Raw genomic sequence first — 24,533 nt, forward strand, 5'->3', positions numbered from 1 at the left:
GACATCGATGTCAGCCGGGCTGGTCACTCCACTCTGGTGCATGGGCGAGCGCGAGGCGAGCCCCGGAGGCGCGGGTCACCGCATCTCGAGCGGCACCCCGGTCGTCGGTGCGGGGAACGCCCGCTCGAGCTGCACGAAGGCCTGGTCGTCGAGGTCGATCGCCAGGGCGGCCGCGTTCTCGAGGGTGTGCTCGGCCGTGCCCGCCTTCACGGCGACCATGAGGTCGGGCACGAGCCGGAGCACCCACGCGAGGGCGAGCTGGGCCTGCGAGACGCCGAGGTCGGTCGCCACCTGCGCGAGCACCGGGTGCCCGAGCAGCTCGCCGCCGTCGACGGGGGAGTACGAGGTCAGCGGCACGCCGTGCTCGCGCGCCCAGGGCAGCAGGTCGAACTCGGGTCCGCGGCGGGCCAGGTTGTAGAGCACCTGGTTCGTCTGGACGTTCTCGCCACCGGGCACCGAGAGCAGCTCGTGCAGGTCGTCGGCGTCGAAGTTGCTGACGCCCCAGCCGCCGATCGCGCCCTCGGCGACCAGCGCCTCCAGGGCCTCGACCGTCTCGGCGAGGGGGTGACGTCCGCGCCAGTGCAGCAGGTAGAGGTCGAGGCGGTCGGTGCCCAGTCGCTCGAGGCTGGCGTGACAGGCGTCCACCGTGCCCTGGCGCGAGGCGTTGCTCGGCAGCACCTTGCTCACCAGGAACACCTCGTCGCGACGTCCGGAGATCGCCTCGCCGACGAGCGACTCCGATCGACCGCCGCCGTACATCTCGGCCGTGTCGACCATCGTGAGCCCGGCGTCGATCCCGGCGCGCAGGGCCGCGATCTCGGCCTCACGACGGCGGGGGTCGTCGCCGAGGTTCCAGGTGCCCTGGCCGAGCGCCGGGACGACGCGGCCGTCCGGCAGGGCGACGGCGGGGTTCGTGGGGGTGGCGGGGGTCGTCATGCCGGGGGATGGTAGTCGCCGCTCGGGGCGGCGGGGCCGGGCGCCGTGCCGTCGCCCGGTCGTCTCCTCCCCAGTTCGACGGCCGCCGAGGTCATCCACAGGCCAGCCGGCCGCGTGCCACCGTCGACACCGGGGCCGCCAGCCTAGTCCCATGACGTTCACCGACACCTACCCTCCCGTCCTCGCCCCCCACCCCACAGACGAGCAGCTCGAGGTCTTCGTCCACGAGTTCTGCCTCGAGCCGTCCGACGAACGGGCCCTGCTCTGGATGTACCTCGGGCCCGACGGCGTCCCCGTCGCGCCGCCCGTCGCCCTCGGCGGCCTCCCGGTCGAGCCCGACCGTGACCGGATCGGCACGATCGCGCTCCGCATCGTCGAGGTGGCGGCGTGGGTCGACGCCACGGCCGTCCTCCTCGTGTGGCAGAGCCCCGACGAGTCGCTCTCGGCGTCGTGTGACGACCAGCGGTGGGCCGCGGCGATCCTGTCCGTGATCGAGCCCGGCGACCTGACCGTCCTCCCGCCGATGCGTCGCACCCCGTCCGACGTCCGTCCCCTGCTTCCGGTGGGCTGAGGGGTGCGCGTCCGCGGCAGCTCCGTTCCCGTCGATCCCGATCCCGACCTCCTGCGCCTCCCCGTCCTCGCAGCCGACGCCGACGAGCAGGCCCTGCTCGACCATGCGACCCGGTTGTGCGCCGAGAGGTGCGATCGCGACGTCGTCCACTTCGCCTTCCTCGCCGCCGACGGCCGACAGCTCGCCCCCGCGGGTCGGCTGCACGGCGTTCCGCGCCTGCCTCGTCGGCCCGACGTCGACGAACTCGTCGACCTCTGGCGTCACCAGGGCCTGCGGGTCAGGGCCCGGCAGATGGTCTGCGTCTGGCAGACCGTCGACGACGACCACGTCGACCGGCTCGCCGTCGACGTCTGGGCGTCGGGCATCGCCCGGTCGCTCCGTGCCGGGCCGCTCCGGCTGCGGGCCTTCTGGCACCGCACGCCCTCGGGCTTCACGGTGCCCGACGGGCTCCGCGACCGGGCGGCCGGGGCGGCCCGTGACTAGCGTCGACCGGGTGCCGCATCGACGCGGCACCACCGAGAAAGGTCGTCATGAAGTTCAGGTACCTCGGAAACAGCGGGCTCAAGGTCAGCGAGCTCACCTACGGCAACTGGCTCACCCACGGCTCGCAGGTCGAGAACGACACGGCGACGCGCTGCGTCCGCGCCGCCCTCGACGTCGGCATCAGCTCGTTCGACACCGCCGACGTCTACGCCAACACGCAGGCCGAGACCGTCCTGGGCGAGGCGCTGAAGGGCGAGCGTCGCGAGTCCCTCGAGATCTTCACGAAGGTCTACGGTCCGACCGGCCCGAAGGGGCACAACGACACCGGGCTCAGCCGCAAGCACATCACCGAGTCGATCGACGGGTCGCTGAAGCGTCTCCAGACCGACTACGTCGACCTCTACCAGGCACACCGGTACGACGTCGAGACGCCGCTCGACGAGACGATGGAGACCTTCGCCGACCTGGTCCGCCAGGGCAAGATCCTCTACGTCGGCGTCTCGGAGTGGAACGCCGAGCAGCTCCGCGAGGCGCACGCCCTCGCCCGTGAGCTCAAGATCCAGCTCGTCTCGAACCAGCCGGAGTACTCGCTGCTCTGGCGGGTCATCGAGGACGAGGTGGTCCCCGCCTCCACCGAGCTCGGCATCTCGCAGATCGTCTGGTCGCCCGTCGCCCAGGGCGTGCTGACGGGCAAGTACAAGGTCGGTGCCGAGCTGCCAGAGGGCAGCCGGGCGACCGACCAGAAGGGTGGCGCGGGCATGATCGAGCGCTGGCTGCGCGACGACGTCCTCGACGCCGTGGCCCAGCTCGAACCGATCGCGGCCGACCTGGGGCTGACGCAGGCCCAGCTGTCGTTGGCGTGGGTGCTCGCGAACGAGAACGTCGCGTCGGCCATCATCGGGGCGTCGCGCCCCGAACAGGTCGAGTCGAACGCGAAGGCGTCGGGCGTCACGCTCGAGGCCGACGTCCTCTCGCGCATCGAGTCGATCTTCGAGGGCCTGGCCGAGACCGACCCGCGCAAGACCCAGATGCCGAGCGGCCGCGAGGCCTGACGCCGGCCTCTGACGCGCGACGACGCCCCGCCACGATCTCGTGGCGGGGCGTCGTCGTGTCGTCCCCGGGGTGTCGGGTCAGGCCGCGGGCACCTCGAAGGTGGCCGAGATGACGGCGCGAGCCAGGGTGTGGAAGTGCAGGTTGAAGCCGAGGTACGCCGGGCTTGCGGTCTCGTCGACGCCGATCTTCTCGACGTCGAGGGCGTGCACGGCCACGAAGTACGTGTGCGGACCGTGGCCCTCGGGCGGGGCCGCGCCGACGTAGCGGGCCAGGCCTCCGTCGTTCTTCAGCTGGATCGCGCCCTCGGGCAGGCCGGACCCCTGGTCGTCGCCCGCGCCCGACGGCAACTCGGTCGTGTCCCCTGGCAGGTCGGCCACGGCCCAGTGCCAGAAGCCTGAGCCCGTGGGCGCGTAAGGGTCGTAGATCGTGACGGCGTAGCTCTTGGTGCCCTCGGGTGCTCCGGACCAGCTCAGCTGCGGGCTGGCGTCATCGCCGCCGGGGCCCATGATGCCGCTCACCTGCGGGCGTCGCAGCTCGCCGCCGTCGGTGATGTCGGTGCTCGTGAGCTCGAACTCGGGCACGATGCCGATGATGTCGTAGGGGCGGGTCAGGTTGGCGTCGGCCATGGTTTCTCCTCGTCGGTTGGGGTGGTCGTGGCGGTGCGCCCGCCCCGAGGGGCGGGCGCACCGGTGATCGGGTCAGGCGGCGTCGAGCCGCTGGATCTCGTCGGCCGAGAGCTTGATCGACGTCGCGGTCGCGGAGTTCATGATCGTCTGAGGCCGTGTCGACCCCGGGATGGGGATCACGAGTTCGGACTTCGCGAGCTCCCACGCGAGGGTGAGCACCTGCGGGGTCACCCGTCGGGCGTTGGCGATCTCGGCGAACACGGCGTGCTTGGCGCCGAGCTCACCGGCGTTCGTGATGCCGCCGAGCGGGCTCCACGGCAAGAACGCGATGCCCATCTCGTCGCACAGCGCGAGCTCGACCTCGCTCGACCGGAAGGCGGGCGAGTACTGGTTCTGCACCGAGACGAGCCGGTCGTCGAGGACGTCGTTCGCCTCGCGGATCTGTTCCGGCGTCGCGTTCGAGATGCCCGCCATGCGGATCACGCCTTCGTCGAGCAGCTCGACCAGGGCCCCGATCGAGTCGGCGTAGGGGACGGCGGGGTCCGGCCGGTGGAACTGGTACAGGCCGATGGTCTCGACCCCGAGCCGCTTGGCCGAGGCCTTCGCGGCCTCCTTCAGGTACGCCGGGTCGCCGTTCTGCGCCCACGCACCCGCCTCGGGGCGCAGGTGACCGCCCTTGGTGGCGACGAGCACCTGGTCGGTGTCGGCGTGGTAGCTCTTCAGTGCCTTGGCGATGAGCAACTCGTTGTGGCCGACCTCGTCCTTGCCCGCCTGGTGGTAGGCGTCGGCCGTGTCGATCAGGGTGACGCCCTGTTCGAGCGCGGCGTGGATGGTCGCGATGCCCTGCTTCTCGTCGGGTCGGCCCTCGATCGACAGGGGCATCCCGCCCAAGCCGATGGCACTGACCGTCACGTCTCCGATGGTCCTGGTCTTCATGTCGTCCTCCGGTTCACCACGCGTAGTCCTCGGGCGACGTGTCGTGCCCGGGGAAGATCTCGTCCAGCCGCGCCAGCGCGGCCTCGTCCAGCTCGACGTCGACGGCAGCGACCGCCGACTCCAGTTGTGCCATGGTCCGCGGGCCGGTGATCGGCCCGGTGACGCCCGGCTGGTGCAGCAGCCACGCGAGGGCGACCTCGCCCGGGGCGTGGCCGAGTTCACGCGCGAAGGCCTCGTAGGCCTCGAGCTGCTCACGGTGGGCGGCGACGTAGTCGGCGCTACGTCCCTCGAGGCGACGCGAGCCCTCCTCCGTCTTCTCGATGACGCCACCCAGCAGTCCACCGTTCAGTGGCGACCACGGGATCATGCCGAGACCGTAGTGGCGGGCCGCGGGCAGGGTCTCCCGTTCGACGTCACGCACGATGAGGTTGTAGATCGACTGCTCGCTCACGAGCCCCGTGAAGTGCCGGGCCTTCGCGGCTTCCTGCGCCTGGGCGATGTGCCAGCCCGCGAAGTTGCTGCTGCCGACGTACAGCACCTTGCCCTGCTGCACGGCGACCTCCATGGCCTGCCAGATCTCGTCCCAAGGCGTCTCGCGGTCGACGTGGTGGAACTGGTAGAGGTCGATGTGGTCCGTCTGCAGGCGCGAGAGGCTCGCGTCGAGGGCGCGGCGGATGTTCAGCGCGCTGAGCTTGCCGTCGTTGGGCCAGTCGCCCATGTCGCCGTACAGCTTGGTGGCGAGGACGGTCTTCTCCCGTCGCCCCCCGCCGCGGGCGAACCACCGCCCGATGATCTGCTCGGTGATGCCTTCGCCCTTCTCCCAGCCGTAGACGTTCGCCGTGTCGAAGAAGTTGACGCCGAGCTCGTGGGCCCGGTCCATGATCGCGTGGGAGTCGTCCTCCGTGGTCTGCGGCCCGAAGTTCATCGTGCCGAGCACGGCCCGTGAGACGGACAACCCTGTGCGTCCGAGGTGTGTGTAATCCATGTTCCCTGGTTACCCCCTCCTCCACGGTGTCGCTCACAGGAACGCCCCTTAGCGTCGGGTCCATGACCGAGCAGCCCGAGAGCCCGGACGGCATCCCGCCGACGCCCCCTCACGATCGTGCACCGCATCGCGGGCGCCGGCGACGCGCGCTCCACGAAGCCCATGCCCGCATGCGCCTCCGGCTCGACTCCCGTCCCCGGCTCCGACTGCTCTACAAGGTCGGCGTCGGCGTGCTCGGCGGCCTCGTCGTCGTGGTCGGTCTGATCCTCGTGCCGCTGCCCGGTCCGGGTTGGCTCGTCGTCTTCCTCGGGGTGGCCCTGCTGGGCACCGAGTTCCCGGCGGCGCACCGCATCACGCAGTGGGTGCGTCGCCTCGTCCGCCGGGCACGGCTCCGCTGGCGCGCCTGGCGCGTCGCCCGCTCCGCCCGCCGGGCCACCGCCACGCGACCGGCGGCCACGCCGACGCGGTGATCGGCCGAACCATCCCGGGCCCGGGCACCGACCCGTCGCCCAGGAGGCGTTCGGTAAGGTCGCCGTCGTGACGCCCAGCCCCGCCTCCGCCACGCCCTACGAGGTGCTCGGCGTGCCGTCGACGGCGTCGACCGACGAGCTGCGTCGGGCCTACCGGCGCCTCGCTCGCCAGACCCACCCCGACCTCGGCGGCACGGCCCAGGCGTTCCGCGACCTCCAGCACGCCTGGCAGCAGGTCGGCACGCCCGAGGCCCGCGCCGACTACGACCGCGGCTCGGGCTCGCGCAGCACCGCTCCGTCGGGCAGCGCGCGGTCGGCCGGGTCGAGCGCCCCCGGGTGGTCGCCGCCACCCCGCGAGCCCGCCCGCACCGACTCCAAGCCCAAGGCCCGCGTCCACGGGCACCCGGGAGGCGCGAACCGCGAGCGGTACCTCGGCCTGATGCGCGAGTGGGTCGGTCGGGGCGTTCCCCTCGACGACCCGTACGACGAGCGCCTCGTCCGCACCGCGCCTCCCGAGATCCGCCACGTCCTGGCTGACGCGATGGCCGAGGAGGCCACCGTCGCCGCCGTCACCGAGCTCGGCATCGGGTTCACGATCTGGAGCGACGTCGACGCCGGCGCCGAGGGCAAGCTCGACCACGTCGTGCTCGGCCCGTCCGGGCTGTTCGCGATCCAGTCATCCGACTGGGGCAGCGAGGTGCAGGTGTCCCGCGGCGAGCTCGTCGGTCGGGGCATCCCCGACGACGAGGAGCCCGTGCGCGACCTCACGCGACAGGCCCGCGCCGTCCGTCGCGAGACCCGCGTCTCGTTCACGGCTCAGCTGATCGTCGTGCCGGACGACGACTTCGCGCCCGCCCTCGAGAAGGTCGGGCGTCGGGCCGGGGGCACCTGGGTGCTCCGGCGCTCGTTGTTGCCGCAGGTGCTACGTCACGGGCCCGAACTCGGTGACCGCACGAGCATCTCCGACGTCTTCGAGGTCCGGGCCCGGTTGCAGCAGGCCATCCGCTTCGTCTGACCGGGGCTGGTGCGCGAGCCGCGCAGGGTGCACGCTGGGCGTGACGCCGGCGTCGGTCGGTCGTCCCCGTCCGAGAGAGGGGCACCCCGTGTTCCGTCCGCAGTCCGGCTACTCCGGCTTCAGCGTCGACGACGTGGCCGCGGCCGTCTCGTTCTACCGTGACGTCCTCGGCCTCGAGACCGAGGTCGTCGTCGAGGGTCAGATGGTCCGCCTCCGTCTGCCGGGAGGCGCCGCGTGGGTCTTCGTCTACGGCAAGCCCGACCACGTACCGGCGTCGTACACCGTGCTGAACCTCGTCGTCGACGACCTCGACGCGGCCCTCGACGACCTGGCCGATTCCGGGCTCGAGCCGCAGCACTACGGCGGCCACGCCGACGGACGGGGCGTCCTGCGCGGCCGCAGCGTCGGCATGGGGCCCGACATCGCCTGGTTCACCGATCCGGCCGGCAACGTCTTCTCGGTGCAGCAGCCCTAGGGCTCCGCCCGGGGCGGACCGAGGAGGCGCGGCGCCGGACGCCGGTGGAGGCGCGGCACCCGAGACGGGCAGGACTGGCCCGGCATCGGGTTCCGGGCCAGTCCCAGGTGTTCCTTCGGAGCGCGTCGGCGCATCGGTTGGGTCGGGACGCGACCGGCCGGGCGCTCGAGGCGACCGGCGTCGCGGACGCGAGCACCGCCTCCCGGTCGCTGTGGCAAGCTCGTCCGTGTGAACACGCACGAGCCCGCGGACGGCTGGGTCGAGGCCCCCGACGGGCGCCGGTTCTGGGGCCGCGCCGGGGCCGCGGGGCTGCTCGTCGTCGACGAGGGCGGCCGGGTGCTGCTGCAGCACCGGGCCGACTGGAGCCACTTCGGGGGCACCTGGGGGCTGCCGGGGGGCGCGCGTCACCACGACGAGAGCGCCGTCGAGGGTGCCTTGCGCGAGAGCGGCGAAGAAGCCGCCGTCCCGGGCGACGCGCTGCGGCTGCTCTTCTCGTCCACGCTCGACCTGGGCTTCTGGTCGTACACGACCGTCGTCGCCCGGGCGCTCCGGCCGTTCGAACCGGTCGTCTCCGACCCCGAGAGCATCGCCCTCGGCTGGGTCGCGGCCGACGACGTGGCCGACCTGCCGCTGCACCCGGGGTTCGCGGCGTCCTGGCCGAGGCTCCGCGCCGAACTCGAGAGCGAGGTCCACGTCGTCGTGGACGTCGCCAACGTCCTGGGCTCGCGGCCCGACGGGTGGTGGCGCGACCGCGTCGGTGCCACCGATCGGCTGCTCGCCGTCCTGTCGCGCAGCGCCCGTGCCGGTGTCGCCGCCTCGTCGCTGACGCCGGACGGGGACGAGTCGTCCGCGGGCCGCTCGGCCGCGCCGGCGTCGGCCGCGGGCAGCGACGCCCGTGCCTTCGCGGACGACTCCGCCACCGAGCCGCCGGGGGCGCCGACCTGGCGCTGGCCCACGGTGACCGCGGTCGTCGAAGGCGAGGCCCGCGCGGTCGGCGACGCGTTCGACGCCGTGACCGTCGTCCGAGCCGAGACGGACGGCGACTCGGCCGTGGTGGCCCGGGTGCGGTCTCTCCTCGCGGCGCCGGGCCCCGTGCCCCGCGTGGTCGTCGTGACCGCGGACCAAGCCCTGGCCGACTCGGTCCGTGCCGAGGGAGCAGTCGTCCTCCGCCCCGGGGCGTTCCGGCGCGCGGTCGGACTCGACTGAGACGCACGACGGCCCGTCCCACCGGGGTGGGACGGGCCGTCGTGCGGTCGTGGCCGGGGGATCAGGCGGCGGGGCCGTCGCCCAGCGTGACGGTCGCGGTGTGCGAGGCCCCGGCGGCGTCGGTCCAGGTCACCGAGACCTGGTCTCCCGACTCGTGGGCCTGGATCGCCGCCGTGAGGGCCGACGCGTCGGCGACGGGCGTCCCGTCCACCGCCGTGATGACGTCGCCCGCGACGAGCCCTGCCGACGCCGCGGCGCTTCCCTCGACCGTTCCCGCGATCGTGACGCCGCCCGCAGTGCCCGTGGCCGTGCTCGAGATCTGCGCCCCGAGGAAGGCGGGCAGTCCGATCTGCACGGTCGAGCTGCCCGTGCCCGACTCGATCTGCTTCGCGATCGCGAGGGCGTGGTCGATGGGGATGGCGTACCCGGTGACGGTCGACGACCCCTGGGACGCCGCGGTCACGATGCCCACGACGTCGCCGTCGGCGTCGCGCAGCGGGCCGCCTGAATCACCCGAGACCACGTCCGCGTCCACCTCGATCAGGCCCGAGAGCGACTCGGTGCCCGAGCCGGACTCGCTCTGCACGGTGATCGACTGGTCCGTCGCCCGCACGGTGCCCTGGGCGGTGACGAGGTCACCCGTGCCCTCGGCGTTGCCCGTCGAGTGCACGGCGTCCCCGGTGGCGACGTCGCCCGACGAGTCGAAGCTCACCGGGTCGAGGCCCGTCGCGTCCTGCAGCTTCAGCACGGCCACGTCGTTGGTCGCGTCGGTGCCCACGACGTCGGCCGTGTAGGTCTTCCCCGTCGACTCGACGGTCACCTGGATGCTGGTGGCGCCCTGGACGACGTGGTTGTTGGTCAGGACGAGTCCGCCCGAGGTCAGGATCATGCCCGTGCCCGCCGACTTGTACGAGGCGTCGTAGTTCAGGGTCGAGACGATGGTGACGACGCCGGCCTTCTCGTCGTCGGTCGCCGCGGTGGCGCTGCTCTGGGTCGACGAGCCCTGCGAGGTCGACCCGCCCTGCGACGACCCGCCCTGCGACGACCCGCCCTGCGGCGTCGATCCACCGAACGGCGAGGTCGAGCCGTCCGACCCGCTTCCGGGCTGCGTGAGTTGGGGCAGCAGCTCGAGCGCCTGGCGTTCGCTCGCGGCCTGGGCCGCGGCGGCACCGGCCGTCCGGCCCGCGGCGTAGGCCCCGCCGCCTGCCGCACCCGCGACGATGACGAAGGCCGCGGCCGCCCCGGTGAGGGCCAGCCACTTCTTGGACCGGCGCGGTCCGGCCGGGCCGCCGAAGGCCGGGGGCACCGTTCCCGGGGCGCCGTCACCGGCGCCGCCCGCCGGCGGGGTGACGGACGTGGCGTCGTAGGACTGGTGCGAGTCGTCACCGGCCATCCAGGTCGGTGCGGCCGACACGTATCGCGCGTCGGACGAGCCGGAGACGTGGGGGAGCGTCCGTGCCTCGGCGGGCTGCTCGGGGGTCGACGCGGCGGGGGTCGTGGGCGTCGCGTCGTTCGGGGTGCCGGTCGTGGCGTCGCCGTCTCGGTCGTTCATGGTGTGCCTCCTGTGGCGTGGTGGTGACGATGGGTCCATGGAACGGGGCGATCCCAAGAGATACCTATGACGAGGCCTCGAAGCGGTCGGGAGTCGCATGTGGAGGCGCGGTGAGCGAGATCGAGGCGGCCTCCGCTTTCCGGGGGCTGCCGTCCGGACGAGCCAGCTGCGAAATCGGTTCTCGACGAGGGTCGGAGTTCCGATACGCTGGGACGTCAAAGGAGGTCCACGATGGCAGAGCCCGCCAACCCGGCACCCGGCGAGCAGGACCGCGCTCCCGGCGCCCCTCGCGAGGTCGACACGACCCTCAGCTTCAACGAAGAGTTCCAGGCACAACTGGCCGCTCTCGAGGGCGGCGTGTCCACCGACGAGCGTGACGCCGTCGCCGCACTGCCCTCGGGCTCCGCATTGCTCGTGGTCCGCCGTGGCCCGAACATCGGTGCGCGGTTCCTCCTCGACTCCGACGTCACCGTCGCCGGTCGCCACCCCGACGCCGGCATCTTCCTCGACGACGTCACGGTCAGCCGCAAGCACGCCGAGTTCCGCCGCGAGGGCACCTCGTTCAGCGTGCGCGACCTGGGGTCGTTGAACGGCACGTACTTCGACGGGGTCCGCATCGACGAGGCCCGTCTCGCCGACGGGGCCGAGGTCCAGGTCGGCAAGTTCCGCCTGACGTTCTACGCATCGCGGGTCGATCTCGCGAACCTGGCGATCAAGTAGTCGTGCCCCGCACCGCCGTCGCCCGGTCGTCGCAGACCGGGCCGTCCGACCTGTTGACGATCGGGCAGGTCCTCTCACGGCTCAAGCCCGAGTTCCCCGACCTGTCGAACAGCAAGCTGCGCTTCCTCGAAGAACGCGAGCTGGTCACCCCGGTGCGCACTCCGTCCGGCTACCGCAAGTTCTCCCCGGCGGACGTCGAACGACTCCGCTTCATCCTGGGCCTGCAGCGCGACCACTACCTGCCCCTCAAGGTCATCCGTCAGCACCTGGCCGACCTCGACGCCGGCCGGCCGTCGTCCCTGCCCTCCGGCGCCGCACCCGTCTCGATCGTCACGCACGGACGGCGACTGGGCCGTGACGAGCTGCTGCGCGAGGCCGGTGCTCCGGCCGGCCTCCTCGACGAAGCCGTGTCGGCGTCCCTCCTGCCGGCCTCCGGTCGGTACGGCGACGACTCGGTGACGGTCCTCTCGGCACTGGTCGAGCTCGGCAAGTCCGGCATCGAGCCGCGACACCTGCGCCCGGTCCGCGCGTCGGTCGACCGCGAGCTCGGCCTCATCGAGACGGCCCTGGCGCCGCTCGCGCGGAAGCACGACGCGGCCTCGCGGGCTCGTGTCGCCGAGCTCTCCCGCGAGCTGGCGGCGCAGGTCGACGTGGTCCGATCGGGGCTCGTCCGGTCCGCGCTCGGACGCCTCGACGCCTAGACGCCCACCCTCCGGGCGAATATTCTCGACACGCCGACCCGTCGGAGCGGATGTCGCCCAGGCAGCTCCCCGTTGTGGGTACCGTGAGTCCTGTACAACCATCAACCCGATGTTGAACGTTGAGCTCCGGAAGAAGAACGTGGAAGGCAACAGCATGAGTGAGTCAGGTTCCCCCGAGGAATCCCGCTACGAGCTGGGCCTGCTCTTCACCGACGGCCTGCCCGAACACGACGCCGACAGCGGCTACCGCGGCACGGTCGCGGCCAAGGCGGCCGGCATCAGCTACCGCCAGCTCGACTACTGGGCCCGCACCGAACTCGTCGAGCCCACGATCCGCGGGGCTGCCGGCTCCGGGTCGCAGCGCCTCTACGGGTTCCGCGACATCCTCGTCCTCAAGCTCGTCAAGCGCCTCCTCGACACGGGCATCTCGCTGCAGCAGATCCGCACGGCCGTCAACCAGCTGCGCGAGGCCGGCGTCAACGACCTCGCCCAGACGACGCTGATGAGCGACGGGGCCAGCGTCTACCTGTGCACGTCGGACGACGAGGTCATCGACCTCGTCAGCCGTGGCCAGGGCGTCTTCGGCATCGCCGTCGGCAAGGTGCTGCGCGAGGTCGAGTCGAGCCTGGTCGAGATCGACAGCACCCCCGCCGCCGATCCGTCCGACGAACTCGCGGCGCGGCGCGGCACGCGCGCCAGCTGACACGCGACACCGCGCGTCTCGCGCCCACCGACGACGAAGGCCCCGCACGAGATCGTATGGGGCCTTCGTCGTCGGGCCCCGGGGGCCTTTCGCTCAGCGCGCGGCGGGTTCGGCGTAGTCGCCGATCTTGGCCGTCCGCATGATGCGTTCGAGCAGTTGGTCGAAGTTGCGAGCCATCTCTTGAGCGCTCTCGCCGGGCCAGGCGTGCAACGGCTTCGCCGCCCCCTGGGCCTGCTGCAGCGACGTGCGCTCGGGCAGCTGGGGGGACAGGACGAGGGGGCCGAACATGTCGCGGAGCTCTTTGATGCGGAACTGGTGCTCGAGCGACTGCACCCGAGCCCGGTTGACGATGATGCCCAAGGGCTGGAGGCGCGGCGAGAGGCCGCGACGGATCTCTTCGATGGCGCGCAGGGCCCGGTCGGCGGCGGCCACGCTGAACAGGCCCGGCTCCGTGACGACCGTGACGCGGTCGGACGCGGCCCAGGCCGTGCGGGTGAGGGCGTTGAGCGACGGGGCACAGTCGATCAGCACGAGGTCGTAGTCGGCCTCGACGTTGGCGAGTGCCTCTTCGAGCTTCCAGATGTCACGGATCGAGGGGTGCGGGCCGTCGAAGTTGATGGCCGAGGGGCTGCCGATCATGACGTCGACCGTGCCCTGACGGCCCTTCGTCCACCCGCTCGGGGCGATGGCGGCCCGGACCGTCTTCTCCTTCGGCGAGGCCAGGACGTCGGCCACGTTGAGGTGACCCGAGACCGTGATGTCGAGGCCGGTCGAGACGTCGGATTGGGGGTCGAGGTCGACGACGAGGGTCCGCAGACCCTTGGCGAAGGCGGCCGACGTGAGTCCGAGCGTCACCGTCGTCTTGCCGACGCCCCCTTTGAGAGAGCTGACGCTGAGTACATGCACGACACAGACGATACCTTCACTACTGTTGAATCACCCAACAGCCACGTCGACGCGGCGTGCGACCGCCACCGACGAAAAGAGTCCGCGCGTGTTCTCCAAGATCCTCGTCGCGAACCGCGGGGAGATCGCGATCCGGGCGTTCCGGGCCGCCTACGAACTCGGTGCCCGCACCGTCGCGGTGTACCCCTACGAAGACCGTGGGTCGATGCACCGCCTCAAGGCCGACGAGGCCTACCAGATCGGTGAACGGGGGCACCCCGTGCGGGCGTACCTCGACGTCGCCGAGATCGTCCGGGTCGCGGTCGAGAGTGGCGCCGACGCCATCTACCCGGGCTACGGGTTCCTCAGCGAGAACCCCGAGCTGGCCGAGGCGGCACGGGCCGCCGGCATCACCTTCATCGGGCCGGGCGCCGACGTCCTCGAGATGGCCGGCAACAAGGTCACGGCGAAGGAGCACGCGACGGCGGCCGGGGTGCCGGTCCTGGCGAGCACGCCGGCGAGCCGCGACGTCGACGAGCTCGTCCGGGGGGCCGAGGCGCTCGGGTTCCCCGTGTTCGTCAAGGCGGTCGCCGGGGGCGGTGGTCGAGGCATGCGACGGGTCGACCGTCCCGGCGACCTGCGCGCGTCGCTCGAGGCCGCCATGCGCGAGGCCGACAGTGCCTTCGGCGACCCGACCATGTTCGTCGAGCAGGCGGTGGTCCGCCCCCGCCACATCGAGGTGCAGATCGTGGCCGACGCCACGGGCGAGACGGTGCACCTCTTCGAACGCGACTGCTCGGTGCAGCGCCGCCACCAGAAGGTCGTCGAGATCGCGCCCGCGCCGAACCTCGACGAGGCGACCCGACAGGCCATGTACCGCGACGCCGTGGCGTTCGCCCGATCGATCGGCTACGTCAACGCCGGCACGGTGGAGTTCCTCCTCGACACCGCGGGGGAGCGCGCGGGGCAGCACGTCTTCATCGAGATGAACCCGCGCATCCAGGTCGAGCACACGGTCACCGAAGAGGTCACCGACGTCGACCTCGTGCAGACCCAGATGCGCATCGCTTCCGGGCAGACCCTCGCCGAACTCGGCCTGCGACAGGGCGAGATCCAGCTGCGCGGGGCCGCCCTGCAGTGCCGCATCACCACCGAGGACCCCAACGACGGGTTCCGTCCCGACACGGGCAAGATCACCACGTACCGCAGCCCGGGCGGTGGTGGCATCCGCCTGGACGGCGGGACGATCGACCCCGGCACCCGCATCAGCCCGCACTTCGACTCGATGCTCGCCAAGATGACCGCGCGGGGCCGGGACTTCCCGGCGGCGGTCGCGCGCGCCAAGCGAGGGCTGGCCGAGTTCCGCATCCGGGGGGTCTCGACGAACATCCCGTTCCTCCAGGCCGTGCTCGACGATCCCGCCTTCGCCGCGGGCGACCTCAGCACCTCGTTCATCGACGAACGGCCGGGGCTCTTCCGTACGCACGTGTCGAAGGACCGCGGCACGAAGATCCTCGCCTGGCTCGCCGACGTCACGGTCAACCAGCCCCACGGCCCCGGGGTGCAGACGGTCGACCCCGTCGAGAAGCTGCCGTCCGTCGATCTGTCGAGCGCGCCTCCTCGGGGGTCGCGCCAGCGACTGCTCGAGCTCGGACCGGTGGCCTTCGCGTCCGCCCTGCGGGCCCAGACGGCCCTCGCGGTCACCGACACGACGATGCGGGACGCCCACCAGTCGTTGCTCGCGACCCGGGTGCGCACGACCGACCTCCTCGCGGTCGCGCCCCACGTCGCGCGCACGACGCCCGAGCTGCTGAGCGTCGAGGCCTGGGGCGGGGCGACCTACGACGTCGCGTTGCGGTTCCTCGGCGAAGACCCGTGGCAGCGCCTGGCGGGGCTGCGCCAGGCGTTGCCCAACGTGGCGATCCAGATGCTGTTGCGCGGTCGCAACACCGTCGGCTACACGCCGTACCCGACCGCGGTGACCGAGGCGTTCGTCCACGAGGCGGCGGACCAGGGGGTCGACGTCTTCCGGGTCTTCGACGCGCTCAACGACGTGTCGCAGATGCGTCCGGCCATCGACGCCGTCCTCGCCACGGGCACCACGGTCGCCGAGGTCGCCCTCTGCTACACCGCCGACCTGCTCGACCCGGCCGAAGACCTCTACACGCTCGACTACTACCTGCGACTGGCCGAGCAGATCGTCGAGGCCGGTGCCCACGTGCTCGCCGTGAAAGACATGGCGGGCCTGCTGCGCGCCGGGGCGGCGGAACGCCTGGTCGGCGCCCTGCGCGAGAACTTCGACCTGCCGGTCCACGTGCACACCCACGACACCGCCGGCGGCCAGCTCGCCACCCTGCTCGCCGCGTCCCGTGCCGGTGCCGACGCCGTCGACGTCGCCAGCGCCCCGATGGCCGGGACGACCAGCCAACCCAGCGCGTCGGCCCTCGTCGCCGCCCTGGCGCACACGGAGCGCGACACCGGGTTGTCCCTCGAAGCGGTCTGCGACCTCGAGCCGTACTGGGAAGCCGTCCGCAAGGTCTACGCGCCCTTCGAGTCGGGGCTGTCCGGTCCGACGGGTCGCGTGTACCGGCACGAGATCCCCGGCGGGCAGCTGTCGAACCTCCGCCAGCAGGCGATCGCCCTGGGGCTCGGCGACCGTTTCGAGGCCGTCGAGGACTGGTACGCCGCCGCCAACCGCATCCTCGGGCGACCGACGAAGGTCACCCCGTCGTCGAAGGTCGTGGGCGACCTGGCCCTGCAGATGGCCGCCGCCGACGTCGACCCGGCCGACTTCGAGGCCGATCCCGCGCGCTACGACATCCCCGACTCGGTGGTCGGCTTCCTCGCCGGTGAGCTCGGCGACCTGCCCGGCGGATGGCCCGAGCCGTTCCGCAGCAAGGTGCTCGAGGGGCGCACGGTCGACATCGGGGTCACGCCCGTGTCCGACGTCGACGCGACGGCCCTCACCAGACCGGGGCCGGAGCGGCGGGCGACCCTCAACCGACTGCTCTTCCCCGGGCCCACGGCCCAGTTCGACCAGGTCCGCGAGACCTACGGCGACCTCTCGGTCGTGTCGACGGCCGACTACCTCTACGGCCTGCGGCCGGGGCACGAGCACGTCGTGCCGGTGTCACGCGGGGTCGACCTCGTCGTCGGCCTCGAGGCCATCGGCGAGGCCGACGAGAAGGGCGTCCGCACCGTGATGACCACCCTCAACGGGCAGCTCCGCCCGGTCTTCGTCCGCGACCGCGGCATCGACGTGCAGGTGACGGCGGCCGAGAAAGCCGATCGCACCGTCCCGGGTCAGGTGGCGGCACCGTTCTCGGGGGTCGTCACCCTCAAGGTGGCGGTGGGCGACCGGGTCCGCCCCGGCGAACCGGTCGCGACCATCGAGGCCATGAAGATGGAGGCGGCGATCACGTCTCCCGTCGCGGGCGTCGTGACCCGCCTCGCCGTCCCCGTCACACAGCAGGTCGAGGCGAACGACCTGCTCGTCGTCGTCGAGTAGGCGTCGGGCGCCACCCGGCGACGGGGGCGTCCTCCGCGCGCCCGGTCGCTCGACCACGACACCACCGCACGAACCCGCAAGCCATCACCACCACACCAGAGACACCCCAGGAGGCGCGCCGTGAGCGTGAGAACCATCCGCCTGTTCGGCGACCCCGTCCTTCGATCGGCATCCGACCCCGTCACCGTCGGCGATCCGCGCCTCGCGTCCCTCGTCGAGGACCTGCTCGACACGGTGCGCGAGCCCGGCCGTGCGGGCGTGGCCGCCGCACAGATCGGGGTGTCGCTCCGGGCCTTCAGCTACAACGTCGACGGGCAGGTGGGGTACGTGTTGAACCCCGTCGTCGTCGAGGTGTCGGGTGAGAAGACGCTCGTGGACGAGGGTTGCCTGTCGGTGCCCGGGTTCTGGTTCCCCACGCCACGCTACGAGTACGCCCGGGTCGAAGGGGTCGACCTCGCGGGCGAGAAGGTCGTGCTCGAGGGGACGGGCCTCATGGCCCAGGCCCTGCAGCACGAGACCGACCACCTCGACGGCACGCTCTACGTGCTCACCCTCGAGCCCGAGACCAAGCGCGAGGCCATGCGCGAGATCCGCGCCGCCGACTGGTGGCGGGCCTGATCAGCGTTCTCGCCCCGTGACCGTGCGGACGGACTCGGTGTCGGGGTGCGCCGTGTAGATGTCCGCGATCTGCTGGGCGAAGTCCTCGAGCACCACGGAGCGCTTGACGCTCATCTTGGGCGTCAGATGGCCGCCGGCCTCGGTGAGCTCGACGGGCAGGATCTCGAACTTGCGGATCGACTCGGCCCGCGAGACGGTGGTGTTCGCCGCGTCGACGGCGCGCTGGATCTCGGCGCGCACCTTCGGATGCGACGCGGCCTCGGCCAAGGGCATGTCGGCCGCCTCGCCCGCGTTGTTCAACCAGACGGGCAGCATCTCGGAGTCGAGGGTGACGAGGGCGGCGATGAACGGCCGCTGGTCGCCGACCACGACGACCTGCCCGACGAGCGGGTTGGCCCGGATGGGGTCCTCGAGCACGGCAGGAGCGACGTTCTTGCCGCCGGCCGTGACGATGATCTCTTTCTTGCGACCGGTGATGGTGAGGTAGCCGTCGGCGTCGAGCGCGCCCAGATCGCCGGTGCGGAACCATCCGTCGTCCATGACCTCGGCCGTCGCCGCGTCCGCCTTCCAGTACCCGGCGAAGACGTTGACGCCCTGGACGAGCACCTCTCCGTCGTCTGCGATGCGGATGCCCACCCCGGGCAGCGCCGGGCCGACGGTGCCGATCTTGAACTTCGAGACCAAGTTGACGGCCGCGGGGGCCGTGGTCTCGGTGAGCCCGTAGCCCTCGAGGATGCGGATGTCGAGGCTGCGGAAGAAATGGCCGAGTCTCGTGCCGAGCGGTGCCGAACCCGAGACGGCGTAGCGGATGTTGCCACCCATGGCCTTCTTGAGCTTGCCGTAGACGAGCCGGTCGAACAGGGCGAAGCGCAGCTTCAGCCCGAGGGGCACCGTGCCCTCGTCCAGTGCACGGCTGTGGGCGATCGCGACGGCGACGGCCTGCCGGAAGATGCTGCCCTTGCCTCCGGCCTCGGCCTTCTGCTCGGCCGAGTTGTAGACCTTCTCGAACACGCGGGGGACCGCGAGCAAGAAGCTGGGCTTGAACGACGCCAGCGACGGCAGGAGCTGCTTCGTGTCGGCCTGGTGGCCGACCTTCACCCCGGCGTGGACCGACATCACCGCGATGAAGCGGGCGAACACGTGGGCCGTCGTGACGAACAGGAGGGTCGACGACCCGGGCGCGACGACGTCGCTCATGGCGACCGCGGCGTTGCGACTGGTCTCGACGAAGTTGGCGTGCGTCAGGACACAGCCCTTGGGCCGCCCCGTGGTGCCGGACGTGTAGATGATGGTGGCGACGTCGTCGCCGACTGCGAGGCGGCGACGTCGTTCGAGCTCGTCGTCCGACACGTCGACCCCCGACGCGGCGAGCTTGTCGAGGTCGCCGAGGTCGACCTGCCAGACGCGGGTCACGGCGGGCAGCTCGGGGTGCACCTCGTCGAACCGCGAGAAGTGGTCGGCGGTCTCGACGATGACGGCCACGGCCTCGGAGTCGCTGAGGTTCCAGTGCACCTGCGCGGGCGAGGACGTCTCGTAGACGGGGACGAGCAGCGCGCCGGCGAACCAGGTGGCGAAGTCGATCAGGGTCCACTCGTAGCGCGTGCGGCACATGAGGCCGATCTTGTCGCCGGGTTCGACGCCCGAGGCGACGAGCCCCTTCGCCAGCGCCCGCACCTGCGTGAGGAACTCGGCGGCCGTGATGTCGCGCCACCCACCGGTGCCGTCGGGCACCGAGAAGAGCGGTTCGTCGGGCGTGGCCGCGGCCCGGGCCAGCAGGAGGTCGGTCGCGTTGGCGGACGGGTCGGCAGGGACGACGGGTGGGACGATGTGTTCGTTCACGGCAGCTCCTTCGGTACCGAACGATGGTCGTCCAACCCTAACGTGACCTCGCCGGAGACGATGCCCGAGGTGACGGGTCGTCGAGGATAGACTCGATCTTCGTGCAGGCAATCGGAATCGACATCGGCGGGACGAAGATCGCGGGCGGGGTGGTCACCGAATTCGGTGAGATCGTCGACGAAGAGCGCGTCGCGACGCCGGCCGGCGACGCCGGGGCGATCGTCGACGCTGTCGTCGACATGATCACCTCGCTGCAGTCGCGTCACTCCGACGTCGTCGCAGCGGGGGTCGCGGCTCCGGGGTTCATCGACGCCGCCCAGTCGACCGTCTACTACACGCCGAACATCGCGTGGCGGAACGAGCCGCTCCGGGCACGACTCTCCGAACGGCTCGACCTCCACATCACGATCGACAACGACGCGAACGCCGCGGGGTGGGCCGAGTTCCGCTTCGGCGCCGGCCGTCTCGCGAGCGACATGACCATGCTGACCATCGGCACCGGCGTCGGGGGCGCGATCGTCGCCCAGGACCGCCTCCTGCGCGGTGGCTTCGGCACCGGTGGCGAGCTCGGCCACATGCGCATCGTCCCCGACGGCCTGCCCTGCGGGTGCGGCGCCCGAGGGTGCATCGAGCAGTACGGTTCGGGCCGCGCCCTGCTGCGCATCGCGGGCGAGGTCGCCGACGAGGGTGGGGCCGGTCGCGCCCTGGCCGACCTCCGGGCCGAGACGGGTCAGCTCTCGGGGCACGACGTGAGCCTCCTCCTCCAGTCCGGCGACCCGGGCGCCGTCGAGGCCCTCCGACGCCTCGGCACCTGGCTGGGCCAGGCCGCCGCGTCCCTGAGCGCGATCCTCGATCCGCAGGTCTTCGTCTTCGGTGGGGGCGTGGCCCAGTCGGGCGAACTGCTCCTCGCGCCGGTTCGTGCGGCGTACCTCGAGCACCTCCCGGCGCGGGGCTACCACCCTGAGCCCGAGTTCGTGATCGCCGAGCTCGTGAACGACGCGGGGGTCGTCGGGGCGGCCGACCTCGCCCGCCTCCACGCGTCCGACCGCTAGACTCCCGACGCCCCGACGAGAGGAGCACCGATGCTCTACTGGTTCCTGAAGACGATGGTCGCGAGTCCGCTCGTGCTGTCGATCTTCCGTCCGTGGGTCAGCGGTCGCGAGCACGTCCCCGAGTCCGGAGCCGTGATCTTCGCCAGCAACCACCTGTCCTTCGTCGACTCGATCTTCCTGCCGCTCGCACTCGACCGGCGCATCTCGTTCCTGGCCAAGAGCGACTACTTCACCGGCAAGGGGCTCAAGGGCTGGGCCAGCCGCCTCTTCTTCACGGCCACGGGTCAGCTCTCGATCGACCGTTCGGGCGGCAAGGCGTCCGAAGCGTCGCTCGCGACGGGTCTGTCGGTGCTCCGCCGGGGCGAGCAGCTCGGAATCTACCCCGAGGGCACCCGCAGCCCCGACGGCAAGCTGTACCGAGGGCGCACGGGGGTGGCCCGCATGATCCTCGAGGGGCACGTCCCCGTCATCCCCGTGGCCATGATCGGCACCGAGAAGGTCATGAAGACCGGCACCAAGATCCCCCGCCTGCACCGGGTGGGCATCGTCTTCGGAGAACCCCTCGACTTCAGCCGCTTCGAGGGCATGGAGGGCGACCGGTTCATCCTGAGGTCGATCACCGACGAGATCATGTACGAGCTCAACGCGCTCAGCGGCCAGCAGTACAGCGACGTCTACGCGACCAGCGTCAAAGAGAAGCGCCCCACCCTTTCACGGTAGGCTCGCCTGTCGAGGTCGTTCGGCCTCGAGACCGTCAACTGGCAAGGAAGACCGTGGCCCAGCTCACCGAACCGTTCGTCGTCACCGATCCCGACGTGATCGACGGTCTCGACCATTGGCGCACGCTCCCCATCAAGCAACAGCCCACCTGGCACGACGGTGCGGCCGTCGAGGCCGCATCGGCCGAGCTGTCCACCCTGCCGCCGCTGGTCTTCGCGGGCGAGGTCGACACCCTGCGCGAGCGCCTCGCGTCGGCTGCCCGAGGTGAGGCCTTCCTGCTCCAGGGCGGTGACTGCGCCGAGACCTTCGCCGGAGCGACGGCCGACCAGATCCGCGACCGGGTCAAGACCATCCTGCAGATGGCGGTCGTCCTGACCTACGGCGCGTCCGTGCCGGTCATCAAGATGGGTCGCATGGCGGGCCAGTTCGCCAAGCCGCGGTCGAGCGACACCGAGACCCGCGACGGGGTCACGCTGCCGGCGTACCGCGGCGACATCGTGAACGGCTACGACTTCACGCCCGAGTCCCGTCGGGCGGACGCCTCGCGGCTGGTGAAGGGTTACCACACCTCCGCTTCGACCATCAACCTCATCCGCGCCTTCACGCAGGGTGGCTTCGCCGACCTCCGCCAGGTCCACAGCTGGAACAAGGGCTTCGCCAGCAACCCGGCGAACGCCCAGTACGAACACCTCGCCCGCGAGATCGACAAGGCGATCCGCTTCATGGAGGCGGCGGGCGCCGACTTCGACGAACTCAAGCGCGTCGAGTTCTACACGAGCCACGAGGGGCTGCTCATGGACTACGAGCGCCCCCTCACCCGCATCGACTCGCGCACGGGCACGCCGTACGTGCTCTCGTCCCACTTCGTCTGGATCGGTGAGCGCACGCGAGAACTCGACGGTGCCCACGTCGACTTCCTGTCCCGGGTGCGCAACCCGATCGGTGTGAAGCTCGGCCCGACGACGACGCCCGACGACATGCTGCGCCTGATCGACAAGCTCGACCCCGAGCGCGAGCCCGGGCGTCTGACCTTCATCACGCGCATGGGAGCAGGCAAGATCCGCGACGCCCTGCCTCCCCTCCTCGAGGCCATCAAGGGCGCGGACGCGACGCCTCTCTGGGTCAGCGACCCCATGCACGGCAACGGCCTGACGACCCCCACCGGCTACAAGACGCGCCGGTTCGAAGAGATCATGGACGAGGTGAAGGGCTTCTTCGAGGCCCACCGTGCCGCGGGGACCCACCCGGGCGGCATCCACATCGAACTGACCGGTGACGACGTCACCGAGTGCCTGGGTGGCTCCGAGCACATCGACGAGGCGACGCTCGCCACGCGGTACGAGTCGCTCTGCGACCCGCGTCTGAACCACATGCAGTCGCTCGAACTGGCCTTCCTCGTCTCCGAAGAACTGGCCGCCGACTAGTCGCCTCCTCATGACGAAGGCCCCGCGACCATCGGTCGCGGGGCCTTCGTCATGACCAGGGGCCGTCGGCTCGTCGGTGCCGTCGCAGGTCATTCCACCCGGTACGTCAAGCCGATGGTCGCCCCCTTGGTGGCGGTCAGGCCGGCCTCGGGGTTGCTCGCGGTGACGGGCAGGCGCGCCTCCCAGTCGTAGAACGCGCAGGTGAACGCCGTGCACCGGGGGTAGCTCACCCTGAATCCGAGACCCTGGAGCTGTGCCGTCGCGGCGTCGATCGTCTTGCCCCGGACGTCGGGGATCTCGATGGGCGGCGGCCCCTTGGACACCACGAGGTTCACGGTGTCGCCTTGGTGGAGGGGCCCTTCGGCCTGCTGCTCGTAGCGGATGACCTCACCGGCGGCGACGCCGTCGCTGAACTCGGTGCCGCTCTCGACGCCCGTCAGCTGGACCTCGGTGAGGGCGCCCTGGGCATCCGCGACGGACAGGCCCGCCACGTCGGGGACGGGGCCGAGCGAGACCGTGAGGGTCACCGGCTGCTGCTCGCCGTACTGGGCGGCCGAAGCGAGGTCGACCGCGGCGCCCGAGCCGTCCACGCCGCTGACGGCGAGGACCGTGCCGGCCGCCGCCTCGTCGAACTGGCTCGAGCTCGGTTCGAGCGTGAAGTCGGAGAGGGCGTCGGCCGCTGCCGACTCGGTCTCGCCGACCACGGCCGGCACCGACAACTGGCGAGGTCCCTGCGACACCACCAGGGTGATCGTCGAGCCCTTCTGCACCCGGGTCGAGGCGTCGGGGTCGGTGCGGGAGACCTGGCCGGAGGGGATCACCGGTGAGAAGTCCGACTGCGGGTCGGCGGCCACGACGAAGCCCGCCGACGTCAGGGCGGCCGAGGCCGCCGCCGGGTCCTGACCCGAGACGTCGGGGACCGAGGCCTGGGCGCCGGGACCCGAACCGAACCACCAGCCGACTCCACCGGCGAGGAGCGCGACCACGACGACGAGGGCCATCAGGACGCGACCGCGCCGCCGACGCCGATCGGAGAGGTCGCCGAGGGTCGCGGCGGCGTCGCCGGTCTCGGCCTGGACGGGACCGGTCCGGTGACGAGCCCTGGGCAGCACCTGAGTCTCACCCGTCGGGCCGGTGGGGAAGGCCGACGTCATGGCGGCCGCCGGCAGCACCATCGTCCGGTTGGCCGGCGGGCCAGAGGGGTCGGCCAGGACCCGCTGCACGTCGACGAGTTGGTCGAGCAGGGCCCGGGCGTCGCGAGGGCGCTGCTCGGGGTCTCGTGCCGTCGCCCAGAGGACGAGCTCGTCCAGCTCGACGGGCACGCGGGGATTCGCCGTGCTGGGCGTCGGGACGGTGTCGTTCGCGTGCTGGTACGCGATCTGCATGGGCTGATCGCCCTTGTACGGCTGCTCACCCGTGAGCATCTCGTACATCATGATGCCGAGGGCATAGATGTCGCTGCGGGTGTCGGCGATGCCCCGGGTCACGAGTTCGGGGGAGAGGTACGCGATGGTGCCGAGCAGCGCGGCCCCCGTGGCCGTGTTGGCCGTGGCGGCGCGGGCCAGGCCGAAATCGCCGATCTTGATGCGGCCGTCGTCGGCGAGCAGCACGTTCTCGGGCTTGAGGTCGCGGTGCACGATGCCGGCCCGGTGCGCCGCCGCGAGGCCGGAGAGCACGGCCTCGAGGATGTCCATCGCCTGCTCGGGCGTCAGCACCTTGTGGTCCTGCAGCAGCTCGCGCAGGGTGATGCCGGGCAGGTACTCCATCACCAGGTAGGCCGAGTCGTCGTCCTGCCCCTGGTCGAAGACGTTGACGACGTTCGGGTGGGCGAGCCGGGCGGCCGAGCGTGCCTCTTGGATGAAGCGTTCCTTGAACGAGGCGTCGTCGGCGAGGTGGCCGTGCATGATCTTGATGGCCACGCGACGTTCGAGCCGGAGGTCGGTCGCCAGGTAGACGGTGGCCATGCCCCCGCGGGCGATGCGCGAACGGACCTCGTAGCGACCCTCGATGAGACGGCCGATCATCGGGTCAGTCTGGTTCACGCTCACCCACGCG

The 24,533-nt window shown here is 71.5% G+C and carries 23 protein-coding genes; 15 read left to right on the forward strand and 8 right to left on the reverse strand.

What is annotated here, in order from left to right:
• Nucleotides 1-75 precede the first annotated feature (75 nt).
• The gene (locus ASG05_RS00205) at nt 76-936 is read right to left on the reverse strand and encodes an aldo/keto reductase (protein WP_056255974.1); all 861 of its coding nucleotides are present in this window, start codon (nt 934-936) and stop codon (nt 76-78) included.
• A gap of 151 nt (nt 937-1,087) precedes the next feature.
• Between ASG05_RS00205 and ASG05_RS00210 the strand changes: the two genes are divergently transcribed.
• From ASG05_RS00210 to ASG05_RS00220, 3 genes are read left to right on the forward strand one after another with little or no spacing between them, the layout of a single operon-like run.
• Nucleotides 1,088-1,507, forward strand: a complete 420-nt coding sequence (locus tag ASG05_RS00210) for a hypothetical protein (protein WP_056255982.1) — start codon at nt 1,088-1,090, stop codon at nt 1,505-1,507.
• Nucleotides 1,508-1,510: 3 nt separating this feature from the next.
• Nucleotides 1,511-1,990 carry a hypothetical protein gene (locus ASG05_RS00215; protein WP_056255983.1) on the forward strand — a complete coding sequence of 160 codons (480 nt, stop codon included), beginning with the start codon at nt 1,511-1,513 and terminating at the stop codon, nt 1,988-1,990.
• A 47-nt stretch (nt 1,991-2,037) separates the two neighbouring features.
• Complete coding sequence (locus ASG05_RS00220; protein ID WP_056255984.1) at nt 2,038-3,042, forward strand: aldo/keto reductase family protein; 1,005 nt, start codon at nt 2,038-2,040, stop codon at nt 3,040-3,042.
• Nucleotides 3,043-3,120: 78 nt separating this feature from the next.
• On the opposite strand, the gene ASG05_RS00225 is transcribed toward ASG05_RS00220, so the two are convergent.
• The 3 genes from ASG05_RS00225 to ASG05_RS00235 form a co-directional block, all read right to left on the reverse strand.
• Nucleotides 3,121-3,669, reverse strand: a complete 549-nt coding sequence (locus ASG05_RS00225) for a YbhB/YbcL family Raf kinase inhibitor-like protein (protein ID WP_157489988.1) — start codon at nt 3,667-3,669, stop codon at nt 3,121-3,123.
• 72 nt (nt 3,670-3,741) lie between these two features.
• Nucleotides 3,742-4,605, reverse strand: a complete 864-nt coding sequence (locus ASG05_RS00230) for an aldo/keto reductase (RefSeq protein ID WP_056255987.1) — start codon at nt 4,603-4,605, stop codon at nt 3,742-3,744.
• 13 nt (nt 4,606-4,618) lie between these two features.
• A complete protein-coding gene (locus ASG05_RS00235) occupies nt 4,619-5,590 on the reverse strand; it encodes an aldo/keto reductase (RefSeq protein ID WP_056255990.1) in 972 nt (323 codons plus the stop codon).
• Between the two features lie 62 nt (nt 5,591-5,652).
• On the opposite strand from ASG05_RS00235, the gene ASG05_RS00240 reads away from it, so the two are divergent.
• From ASG05_RS00240 to ASG05_RS00255, 4 genes are all read left to right on the forward strand, one after another.
• Nucleotides 5,653-6,060: a TIGR02611 family protein gene (locus ASG05_RS00240; protein WP_082486185.1), complete on the forward strand. Its 408-nt coding sequence runs from the start codon at nt 5,653-5,655 to the stop codon at nt 6,058-6,060.
• 67 nt (nt 6,061-6,127) lie between these two features.
• A complete protein-coding gene (locus tag ASG05_RS00245) occupies nt 6,128-7,075 on the forward strand; it encodes a DnaJ domain-containing protein (RefSeq protein ID WP_056256000.1) in 948 nt (315 codons plus the stop codon).
• A gap of 88 nt (nt 7,076-7,163) precedes the next feature.
• Nucleotides 7,164-7,550: a VOC family protein gene (locus ASG05_RS00250; protein WP_056256003.1), complete on the forward strand. Its 387-nt coding sequence runs from the start codon at nt 7,164-7,166 to the stop codon at nt 7,548-7,550.
• Nucleotides 7,551-7,778: 228 nt separating this feature from the next.
• A complete protein-coding gene (locus ASG05_RS00255) occupies nt 7,779-8,756 on the forward strand; it encodes an NUDIX hydrolase (RefSeq protein ID WP_056256005.1) in 978 nt (325 codons plus the stop codon).
• Between the two features lie 61 nt (nt 8,757-8,817).
• Here the strand turns inward: ASG05_RS00255 and ASG05_RS00260 are convergent, their stop codons facing one another.
• The gene (locus ASG05_RS00260; protein ID WP_056256009.1) at nt 8,818-10,308 is read right to left on the reverse strand and encodes a S1C family serine protease; all 1,491 of its coding nucleotides are present in this window, start codon (nt 10,306-10,308) and stop codon (nt 8,818-8,820) included.
• 231 nt (nt 10,309-10,539) lie between these two features.
• Between ASG05_RS00260 and ASG05_RS00265 the strand changes: the two genes are divergently transcribed.
• From ASG05_RS00265 to ASG05_RS00275, 3 genes are all read left to right on the forward strand, one after another.
• Nucleotides 10,540-11,028 carry an FHA domain-containing protein gene (locus ASG05_RS00265; protein WP_056256013.1) on the forward strand — a complete coding sequence of 163 codons (489 nt, stop codon included), beginning with the start codon at nt 10,540-10,542 and terminating at the stop codon, nt 11,026-11,028.
• Between the two features lie 2 nt (nt 11,029-11,030).
• Entirely contained in the window at nt 11,031-11,729 is a 699-nt protein-coding gene (locus ASG05_RS00270) for a MerR family transcriptional regulator (protein WP_056256015.1), read from the forward strand.
• Nucleotides 11,730-11,883: 154 nt separating this feature from the next.
• Complete coding sequence (locus tag ASG05_RS00275; protein ID WP_043595057.1) at nt 11,884-12,432, forward strand: MerR family transcriptional regulator; 549 nt, start codon at nt 11,884-11,886, stop codon at nt 12,430-12,432.
• A 93-nt stretch (nt 12,433-12,525) separates the two neighbouring features.
• Here the strand turns inward: ASG05_RS00275 and ASG05_RS00280 are convergent, their stop codons facing one another.
• Nucleotides 12,526-13,338, reverse strand: a complete 813-nt coding sequence (locus ASG05_RS00280; protein ID WP_056256018.1) for a ParA family protein — start codon at nt 13,336-13,338, stop codon at nt 12,526-12,528.
• An 88-nt stretch (nt 13,339-13,426) separates the two neighbouring features.
• Between ASG05_RS00280 and ASG05_RS00285 the strand changes: the two genes are divergently transcribed.
• Together ASG05_RS00285 and def are read left to right on the forward strand one after the other, a co-directional pair.
• Nucleotides 13,427-16,825 (forward strand): pyruvate carboxylase, encoded by a 3,399-nt coding sequence (locus tag ASG05_RS00285; protein ID WP_056256020.1) that lies wholly within the window; start codon nt 13,427-13,429, stop codon nt 16,823-16,825.
• A gap of 120 nt (nt 16,826-16,945) precedes the next feature.
• A complete protein-coding gene (gene def, locus ASG05_RS00290; protein WP_056256024.1) occupies nt 16,946-17,443 on the forward strand; it encodes a peptide deformylase in 498 nt (165 codons plus the stop codon).
• Here def and ASG05_RS00295 read toward each other — a convergent pair whose 3' ends face one another.
• Nucleotides 17,444-19,282, reverse strand: coding sequence for a long-chain fatty acid--CoA ligase (locus ASG05_RS00295; RefSeq protein ID WP_056256025.1), 1,839 nt, complete (start codon nt 19,280-19,282; stop codon nt 17,444-17,446).
• Between the two features lie 101 nt (nt 19,283-19,383).
• Here ASG05_RS00295 and ASG05_RS00300 point away from each other — a divergent pair, with 101 nt between their 5' ends.
• From ASG05_RS00300 to ASG05_RS00310, 3 genes are all read left to right on the forward strand, one after another.
• Complete coding sequence (locus tag ASG05_RS00300; RefSeq protein ID WP_056256029.1) at nt 19,384-20,334, forward strand: ROK family glucokinase; 951 nt, start codon at nt 19,384-19,386, stop codon at nt 20,332-20,334.
• 30 nt (nt 20,335-20,364) lie between these two features.
• Complete coding sequence (locus ASG05_RS00305; protein WP_056256033.1) at nt 20,365-21,054, forward strand: 1-acyl-sn-glycerol-3-phosphate acyltransferase; 690 nt, start codon at nt 20,365-20,367, stop codon at nt 21,052-21,054.
• A gap of 95 nt (nt 21,055-21,149) precedes the next feature.
• Nucleotides 21,150-22,478, forward strand: a complete 1,329-nt coding sequence (locus tag ASG05_RS00310; RefSeq protein ID WP_056258110.1) for a class II 3-deoxy-7-phosphoheptulonate synthase — start codon at nt 21,150-21,152, stop codon at nt 22,476-22,478.
• 89 nt (nt 22,479-22,567) lie between these two features.
• Here the strand turns inward: ASG05_RS00310 and pknB are convergent, their stop codons facing one another.
• Nucleotides 22,568-24,526, reverse strand: a complete 1,959-nt coding sequence (gene pknB / locus ASG05_RS00315; RefSeq protein ID WP_056256036.1) for a Stk1 family PASTA domain-containing Ser/Thr kinase — start codon at nt 24,524-24,526, stop codon at nt 22,568-22,570.
• Between the last annotated feature and the right edge of the window lie 7 nt (nt 24,527-24,533).

The organism is Frigoribacterium sp. Leaf186 (assembly GCF_001423905.1).
GTDB lineage: Bacteria > Actinomycetota > Actinomycetes > Actinomycetales > Microbacteriaceae > Frigoribacterium.

What these genes read in the sequence shown, in the direction of transcription:
- ASG05_RS00225 (WP_157489988.1), bottom strand. Translation starts at nt 3,669, where the DNA reads ATGGCCGACGCCAACCTGACCCGCCCCTACGACATCATCGGCATCGTG.
- ASG05_RS00235 (WP_056255990.1), bottom strand. Translation starts at nt 5,590, where the DNA reads ATGGATTACACACACCTCGGACGCACAGGGTTGTCCGTCTCACGGGCC.
- ASG05_RS00305 (WP_056256033.1), top strand. Translation starts at nt 20,365, where the DNA reads ATGCTCTACTGGTTCCTGAAGACGATGGTCGCGAGTCCGCTCGTGCTG.
- ASG05_RS00240 (WP_082486185.1), top strand. Translation starts at nt 5,653, where the DNA reads ATGACCGAGCAGCCCGAGAGCCCGGACGGCATCCCGCCGACGCCCCCT.
- ASG05_RS00230 (WP_056255987.1), bottom strand. Translation starts at nt 4,605, where the DNA reads ATGAAGACCAGGACCATCGGAGACGTGACGGTCAGTGCCATCGGCTTG.
- ASG05_RS00275 (WP_043595057.1), top strand. Translation starts at nt 11,884, where the DNA reads ATGAGTGAGTCAGGTTCCCCCGAGGAATCCCGCTACGAGCTGGGCCTG.
- ASG05_RS00205 (WP_056255974.1), bottom strand. Translation starts at nt 936, where the DNA reads ATGACGACCCCCGCCACCCCCACGAACCCCGCCGTCGCCCTGCCGGAC.
- ASG05_RS00265 (WP_056256013.1), top strand. Translation starts at nt 10,540, where the DNA reads ATGGCAGAGCCCGCCAACCCGGCACCCGGCGAGCAGGACCGCGCTCCC.
- ASG05_RS00220 (WP_056255984.1), top strand. Translation starts at nt 2,038, where the DNA reads ATGAAGTTCAGGTACCTCGGAAACAGCGGGCTCAAGGTCAGCGAGCTC.
- ASG05_RS00210 (WP_056255982.1), top strand. Translation starts at nt 1,088, where the DNA reads ATGACGTTCACCGACACCTACCCTCCCGTCCTCGCCCCCCACCCCACA.
- ASG05_RS00260 (WP_056256009.1), bottom strand. Translation starts at nt 10,308, where the DNA reads ATGAACGACCGAGACGGCGACGCCACGACCGGCACCCCGAACGACGCG.